Source organism: Synechococcus lacustris str. Tous, assembly GCF_003011125.1.
In the GTDB taxonomy this organism is placed as follows: domain Bacteria; phylum Cyanobacteriota; class Cyanobacteriia; order PCC-6307; family Cyanobiaceae; genus Synechococcus_D; species Synechococcus_D lacustris.
The window spans coordinates 1-6,872 of sequence record NZ_PXVC01000089.1; the positions used below are offsets into that span (position 1 = coordinate 1).

The 6,872-nt window shown below is 49.1% G+C and carries 9 protein-coding genes; 6 read left to right on the forward strand and 3 right to left on the reverse strand.

From position 1 onward, the window contains the following. The 4 genes from C7K08_RS11945 to C7K08_RS11960 form a co-directional block, all read left to right on the forward strand. Positions 1-1,459: DEAD/DEAH box helicase (locus C7K08_RS11945; protein WP_133165251.1), on the forward strand; the 1,459-nt coding region annotated here is incomplete at its 5' end. Positions 1,460-1,462: 3 nt separating this feature from the next. Next, positions 1,463-2,326: an SWIM zinc finger family protein gene (locus tag C7K08_RS11950; protein ID WP_106500822.1), complete on the forward strand. Its 864-nt coding sequence runs from the start codon at positions 1,463-1,465 to the stop codon at positions 2,324-2,326. Between the two features lie 8 nt (positions 2,327-2,334). Then, positions 2,335-2,883, forward strand: a complete 549-nt coding sequence (locus C7K08_RS11955) for an MEKHLA domain-containing protein (RefSeq protein WP_106500829.1) — start codon at positions 2,335-2,337, stop codon at positions 2,881-2,883. Between the two features lie 22 nt (positions 2,884-2,905). Then, on the forward strand, positions 2,906-3,304 hold the full coding sequence (locus C7K08_RS11960; RefSeq protein WP_106500823.1) for an Hsp20/alpha crystallin family protein: 399 nt from the start codon (positions 2,906-2,908) through the stop codon (positions 3,302-3,304). Positions 3,305-3,334: 30 nt separating this feature from the next. Here the strand turns inward: C7K08_RS11960 and vapC are convergent, their stop codons facing one another. Continuing rightward, entirely contained in the window at positions 3,335-3,724 is a 390-nt protein-coding gene (vapC, locus tag C7K08_RS11965) for a type II toxin-antitoxin system VapC family toxin (protein ID WP_106500824.1), read from the reverse strand. 3 nt (positions 3,725-3,727) lie between these two features. Continuing rightward, positions 3,728-3,928, reverse strand: coding sequence for a type II toxin-antitoxin system VapB family antitoxin (locus tag C7K08_RS11970; RefSeq protein WP_106500825.1), 201 nt, complete (start codon positions 3,926-3,928; stop codon positions 3,728-3,730). A gap of 127 nt (positions 3,929-4,055) precedes the next feature. Between C7K08_RS11970 and C7K08_RS11975 the strand changes: the two genes are divergently transcribed. After that, on the forward strand, positions 4,056-4,415 hold the full coding sequence (locus C7K08_RS11975; RefSeq protein ID WP_106500826.1) for a hypothetical protein: 360 nt from the start codon (positions 4,056-4,058) through the stop codon (positions 4,413-4,415). Between the two features lie 12 nt (positions 4,416-4,427). Further along, positions 4,428-6,149, forward strand: a complete 1,722-nt coding sequence (locus tag C7K08_RS11980) for a diflavin flavoprotein (RefSeq protein ID WP_106500827.1) — start codon at positions 4,428-4,430, stop codon at positions 6,147-6,149. Positions 6,150-6,191: 42 nt separating this feature from the next. On the opposite strand, the gene C7K08_RS15585 is transcribed toward C7K08_RS11980, so the two are convergent. Beyond that, positions 6,192-6,872: DUF4114 domain-containing protein (locus C7K08_RS15585; protein ID WP_161955909.1), on the reverse strand; the 681-nt coding region annotated here is incomplete at its 5' end.

Below are 6,872 nucleotides of genomic sequence, written 5' to 3' on the forward strand. Positions count from 1 at the left end.
CTTTAACGGCCAGCTGCGCCCCTATCAGGAACGGGGCCTTGGCTGGCTTGCCTTTCTGCATCGCTTTAACCAAGGCGCCTGCCTGGCAGACGACATGGGGCTTGGCAAAACAATCCAACTGCTGGCCTTTTTGCAACACCTAAAAACAGAAAAAGAATTGCGCCGGCCGGTGTTGTTGGTGGCACCCACCTCAGTGCTCACMAACTGGCTGCGGGAAGCGGCCCAATTCACACCAAAACTAAAAGTGCTGGAGCACTACGGGCCAAAACGAGCTGCTAGCGAAGCTGCCCTAGCCAAAAGCCTTAAGGGGGTAGATCTGATGCTCACCAGCTATGGCTTGCTGCAAAGGGACGGCAAYCTGCTGGAAARTGTTGATTGGCAGGGGGTGGTGATCGATGAAGCCCAAGCGATTAAAAATTCCGCCTCAAAACAAAGCCAAGCCGCCCGCCAAATWGCTCGGCCCCTGCGGCAGGGTCGCTTTCGCATTGCCCTAACCGGCACMCCAGTGGAAAACCGGGCCAGTGAATTGTGGCCATTGCTGGATTATCTAAATCCGCTCGTATTAGGGGAGGAGGATTTCTTTAGGCARCGCTATAAATTACCAATTGAGCGCTATGGCGATAGCTCGTCGTTAAAAGATCTCAAAGCKAGGGTGGGTCCCTTWATTTTRAGGCGSCTAAAAACAGATAAATCAATAATTAGCGACCTACCAGAAAAACTTGAGCTAAATGAATGGGTTGGCCTTAGCCAAGAGCAAAAACAGCTATATACAAAAACCGTTGCCGCCAGTTTAGAAGCAATTCAAAGGGCACCACTCGGCAAAAAACATGGCCAGGTGCTTGCCCTGCTAACYCGCCTAAAGCAGATTTGTAATCACCCAGCCCTCGCCCTTAAGGAGGAATCAATTAGCGATGGATTTGCTGCCAGGTCGGCCAAATTACAACGTTTAGATGAACTACTTGAGGAGTTATTAGAAGCAGGTGATCGCGCCYTACTATTTACCCAATTTGCTGAATGGGGCCACCTTTTACAGGCCCATCTACAGCARCGCTGGCACCARGAAGTGCCCTTTTTACATGGGGGCAGCAGTAAAAATGATCGCCAGGCAATGGTGGATCGCTTCCAGCTGGATCCCCGCGGACCGCAACTATTTTTACTATCGCTAAAAGCCGGTGGGGTGGGCTTAAATCTCACCCGTGCCAGCCATGTTTTTCATATCGATCGCTGGTGGAATCCGGCCGTAGAAAACCAGGCCACCGACCGCGCCTATCGAATTGGWCAAATCAATAGGGTGCTGGTACATAAATTTATTACCAGCGGGTCAATTGAAKAGAAAATAGATCGCATGATTCGTGAAAAAGCAAAGCTTGCTGCTGATATTATTGGCAGCGGGGAGGAATGGTTAGGGGGGCTTGAATTCAGCCAATTGGCAGATCTGGTAGCCCTGGAGGATAATTAAACAATGSCAGCCAATAGCWCAAACAATTCGATCACCACCCAATTGGGTAGCGATGGCTTAGGCCAGCAGCCCTGGTGGGTTTTGGAATGGATGGAATTAATTAATTCCTATCGCTATAAAAAGCGTTTGGAAAGGGCTTGGATATATGCGCGGGAGGGGAATGTGCTCTCCATACGTTTTGAGGGTCGCAAGGTGCAGGCCCAAGTGCAAGGCACCGAAGCAGAACCCTACAGGGTGAAATTATGGCTTGATGTGTTAACTGATGAGGATTGGGAATTTGTTCTAGAGGCCCTCAGCCAAAAAGCGCGCTGGGCTTGYCAACTACTGGCGGGGATCATGCCCCAGGATATTGAGCGGGCATTTGCCGCCAGTGGCCGCAGGTTATTTCCATTYAAATTAGACGAAGTTGGCAGCGAATGCAGCTGCCCCGACAAGGCAAACCCCTGCAAACATATAAGCGCTGTTTATTATTTAATGGGTGATCGTTTCACTGAAGATCCCTTTGTGTTATTTCAATTGCGCGGCCGCAGTCGCAATCAATTACTGCAGGAGCTAGCCGAAAGGCGGCGGTTACTATTGCAAAACARCAGTGCCCCTGCAAAACAAACTGCTGGCTCTAACAATGGCCCCGATCCAGCGAACTGGTGGAGCTACAACTCCCCATTAGACCCTGATTTGGTGGTGATCACCCCTGCAATCGAAGGGGGTACGGGCTTAGCSGAGGCAGGTGAACTGCCYTTAGCGGAGGAGCCACTGCACCCCCAGGCAAATCAATTGTTTTTGGAGCGTTTACGAGAACACGGCAACCAAAAAGCCCAACTGGCCATGGTTGAAGCGATGGCCGCAGCCGCCKCTGGCAGCCCATGAAGCWAACAATGCCKGCGGATCCGCCATGGCTTAGCCCCCAAGCCCTGGGGCTGGTGAGCTTGATCCTGCAATCCCATCAAAMACTATTCGGCCGGCCCCTGATTAAGGCCCAAGGCAGCCGCCTTGCCGCCCAGGAGTTATTTGTGCTCGACCAGGTGGTGCTATGCCACAACGGCGCTGAAGATCCAAGTTTTATTTATGCCAATCGTGCCGCCCTATGTCTTTTTCAGCGCAGCTGGCAGGAGATGGTGGGTATGCCATCTMGGCTTAGCGCCAGCCAACAGCAACGCTTAGATCGTGAAAAGTTTCTCGCTCAAGTAAGGGAAAAGAATTGCATTGATGGTTATGCAGGTGAGCGTATTAATAGCCAAGGCAAACGMTTTCARATAAGAGGTGCAAGGCTATGGAATTTGTTTGATGCCGAACAGCACTACCGGGGTCAGGCCGCTTGCTTTAGCGATTGGTGGTGGTGTGGAGAACCGAATCTGGTATGGAGTGCCGAACCAAAAAGTWCGGTTGCCCCACTACGCAGAARCATTTCCATTGCCGAAGATTGATTCGTTCATTGATATTCGAATCATGCTCACCCGCCACACCACTCCCTTTGATCTTTTCGAAAAACTTGAGCAGCAATTAGCCCAAGCCGAAAGGGTGCCCGCAGCTGAAGTTATTGAAACCAACRACAGCTACCAAATCGCCCTGGAATTGCCCGGTATTGATCGGGAATCAATCGATGTGAAAGCAACCGAGCGCAGCTTGGTTATTARCGCTGAACGCAAGGCGCCCGAATCAGCAAACGAAACCGAAGCCCAAGCCCTGGTGAGAGAGTTTCGCTACGGCAATTGGAGCCGCAGCTTCCGCTTCCCCCGCGGCATCAATCACAACAGCTTAAAAGCCAACTACAAAGATGGCTTGTTGCAAATAAATGCACCAAAAGCAGAATCAAATGCTGCCGTAAGTGTTGTGGTTGAGGGCTAAACCCAAAGGGCCCATGTGGAGCATTTAGGTTTAGGCCACCAGCAAACCGAGATGCTCCACATAGGGCAAAAAATCACGATCAGAAAAAAGCAACGGCAGTTTTGTTTCAATACATGCTGTAGCAATAATTCCATCGATTGTTTTACGCACGGTGATTCCTTTGCTTCGCAAATATCGATAGTTTTCCACAGCTTTATATTTACAATTATCAGCAAGCATTTCTATGCTGCCTAGGGAACTAAATATTTCACTGGCAACCTCCATATCCTTGCTATTGCGAAAACCTTGCAAAACCTCCACTAGGATTAAATCGCCAATGGCAATGGGCGTAACACCCAAACAAGATTCCAAACGCTCCACCTCAAGGGTATTTTTTCCATTAAAAAAATCAATCCACACGGAGGAATCAACAACGATCATTTATTAATCTGATCGATCCATTCTCATTAGCTCCAGATCAGCATCCCAAGGCAATTGGCCGCGAAAATTTTTTATCAAACGCTGCTGATTTAGCAGCACAAGAGCACGCAAACCCTTCTCCACAACCTCTCTTTTTGTGCTAGCACCACTCGCCAGCATGGCCTCCTCCATCAACTGATCATCAATAACAATGTTTGTTCGCAATTTTGACGCCGCGCGAAAACATACACACATTATAGCCTGCTTCTACACATGGGTCAAGGTGRCCTAGGGCACAGTTGTTTAAGCCTGCAACAGGTAAGACTCATTAAGAATCAATGCACGGTATGGGATGGAATTGGTTCGCGTTTGCACAGCCACCGCCCCAGGCTTACGCATTTGGCTAAACGCCCTGCGTAAAGACCTCATGCGTTTGGGCCACCGGGTKGAGATTATCGACAACGGGGCAGTGCACGGAGCACTGCGGGCCAGCCACCCAGATATTGAAGGTTTGCTTTGCCTTGATGCCACCCTGCAGCCGGATCGAGAACAAGGGGGCCTTGAACTTTTAACCCGCCTGCAATGGCACGGGGAACCKGGCACCGATGAAACCCTGCAGCAATTTCGCGATCAGGTGTGYGCCCTGGTGGCATCTAYCCCAGGGCTGAGCTTGCGCAACAACAGCATCAACCCAGCCTTAGGCTKGRTTTAGTGATTAATTGCCATGGAGCCCCGGCTCACCCTGCAGCAGGCTGAAATAGCCGCCGATACCAYCACCYTGCGGTCGCTTGATTGGGATCGCAGCCGTTTTGACATTGAATTTGGCCTCCGCAATGGCACCACCTACAACGCTTTTTTGCTGAGGGGTGAACGCACCGCCTTAATTGATTCAAGCCACGCAAAATTTCGTAACCAATGGCTACCGGCCTTAACGGATTTAATTAATCCCACTGAAATYSATACCTTAGTTATTTCCCACACAGAACCAGACCATTCCGGTTTGGTTGCAGACCTAYTAGATCTCAACCCCGAACTAGAAGTTGTTGCCTCCAAGGTGGCGATCAATTACCTCGAAAGCATGGTGCATCGCCCCTTTCGCAGCCGCGCCGTAAAAAGCGGTGATTTCTTGGATCTTGGCACWAATAGCAGCAGTGGTATCAACCACAAACTTGAATTTCTYAGTGCRCCGAATCTGCATTGGCCAGACACTATTTTCAGTTTTGATCACGGCACCGCCGTGCTCTACACCTGTGATGCCTTTGGCTTGCACTACTGCAGCAATGAAATTTTTGATCTGGATCCTGGTGCMATCGCTCCAGACTTTCGCTTCTACTACGACTGCCTRATGGGCCCYAATGCCCGCAGTGTRTTGCAGGCCCTTAAACGAATTGAGGCRCTGCCACCGCTGAAGCTAATCGCCACMGGSCATGGCCCTTTRTTGCGCGATCATCTCAAGCTATGGCTAACCGACTACGGCGATTGGAGCCGTGAACGCAGTAAAGGCGACCGCTACGCCGCTGTTGTTTACGTGAGTTCATATGGCTTYTGTGATCGCCTCAGCCAAGCCATATCCCGCGGCMTTAATAAAACCGAATTGCCTGTGCAACTGGTTGATCTRCGCGGCACCGATGCCCAAGARCTATCAGCCTTAATCGGGGARGCGGCTGCAGTAGTGCTGCCCACACCCCCCAGCAACAGGGATAGTGAATTACAAAACAATTGGGGCACCGTGTTAGCTGCCCTTAATGCCAAGCAACCCGTGGGTTTATACGACGCCTATGGCGGCAACGACGACCCCATAGATGCCATTGCCGGCCAAMTGCGGGAGTTGGGTCATGCYCRAGCCTTTGCACCCCTAAGGATTCGCACGGTGCCYGATGCGGCCGCCTATCAACTCTGCGAAGAAGCAGGCACAGATTTGGGCCAATTGCTGCTGCGTGATAAGGCAATCGCCGCCATGAAGGCCCTTGATGCCGACCTRGATAAAGCGCTCGGACGCCTCAGTGGTGGCTTGTATGTGGTAACTGCGAAACAAGCCGAACGCAGTGGTGCCATGGTGGCCAGTTGGGTTAGCCAGGCCAGTTTTAATCCTCCTGGTATCACCGTTGCAGTAGCTAAAGATCGCGCCATCGAGGCGCTAATGCAGGTGGGAGATAGGTTTGTTTTAAATGTGTTAGTTGCCGATAATCACCAAAATCTATTGCGGCATTTCCTCAAGCGCTTCCCCCCCGGCGCCGATCGCTTTGCTGGTGTTGCCACCCTAGAGAATGCAGCGGATGGTGGTCCGGTTTTGAGTGAAGCCCTKGCCTTCCTTGATTGTGAAGTGAAGCAGCGCCTTGAATGCAACGACCATTGGCTCATCTACTCCCATGTTCGCAACGGCAACGTWGCTAACCAACAGGCCCTYACCGCCACCCATCACCGCAAGGTGGGAAACCACTACTAATGCCTAAATTCTAAATTACACTTAAGATCAAACAACATTAATTCATCTCTCTGTATAGAAAATAAGATCATTAAAATCCCTGTCAGAACTGAACTCTGGGCTATTAATTAAATCCTCAAACCCATATAGTCCAGAACCAAAAGAAATGCATTGAATAGAGGAGTTGATATTAGCATCTACAATAGAATAAAGCGGAATTTGAGTACCGTCTGGCGAATGAGTTATCAAAAGTGCAGCGTAAGATTGACCTTTTTCTACATTAACTAAAATATCACCATTTTTATTAAAATCTTCAAAATCAACCAATGAAGAAACAAGATTACTCTTAGCGGCTTGGAAGTAATCTTGATGATCTTTGGGATTAATTAAACCCTTGGCAGTAAGTATTTCACCTGTAAGAGAATCTACTCTATAGAAGGCAAATGAAGCACTATTRGCGGAATTTCCTTGAACATTCATTTTTATTTTTAAATTTTCTGTACTTGTCCAAAGACCTGAAAAATAAGTTTCAGTTCCACCATCTTTACTTGCTGTAAAAGTGGTATCTTTATCAACTTGCAGAGAAGAAAAATCTGCATCTACTACTTTCCCCTCTATTAAATCTTGCAATGATGTTATAGGCTTAGACAGTTCAGTTTTAACAATATTAAACTTATTCGCGAGAGTATTGGCAACATTATATTTTCCCCAATCGAGAATTTTCGAATTCTTAGTTAAGGGCAC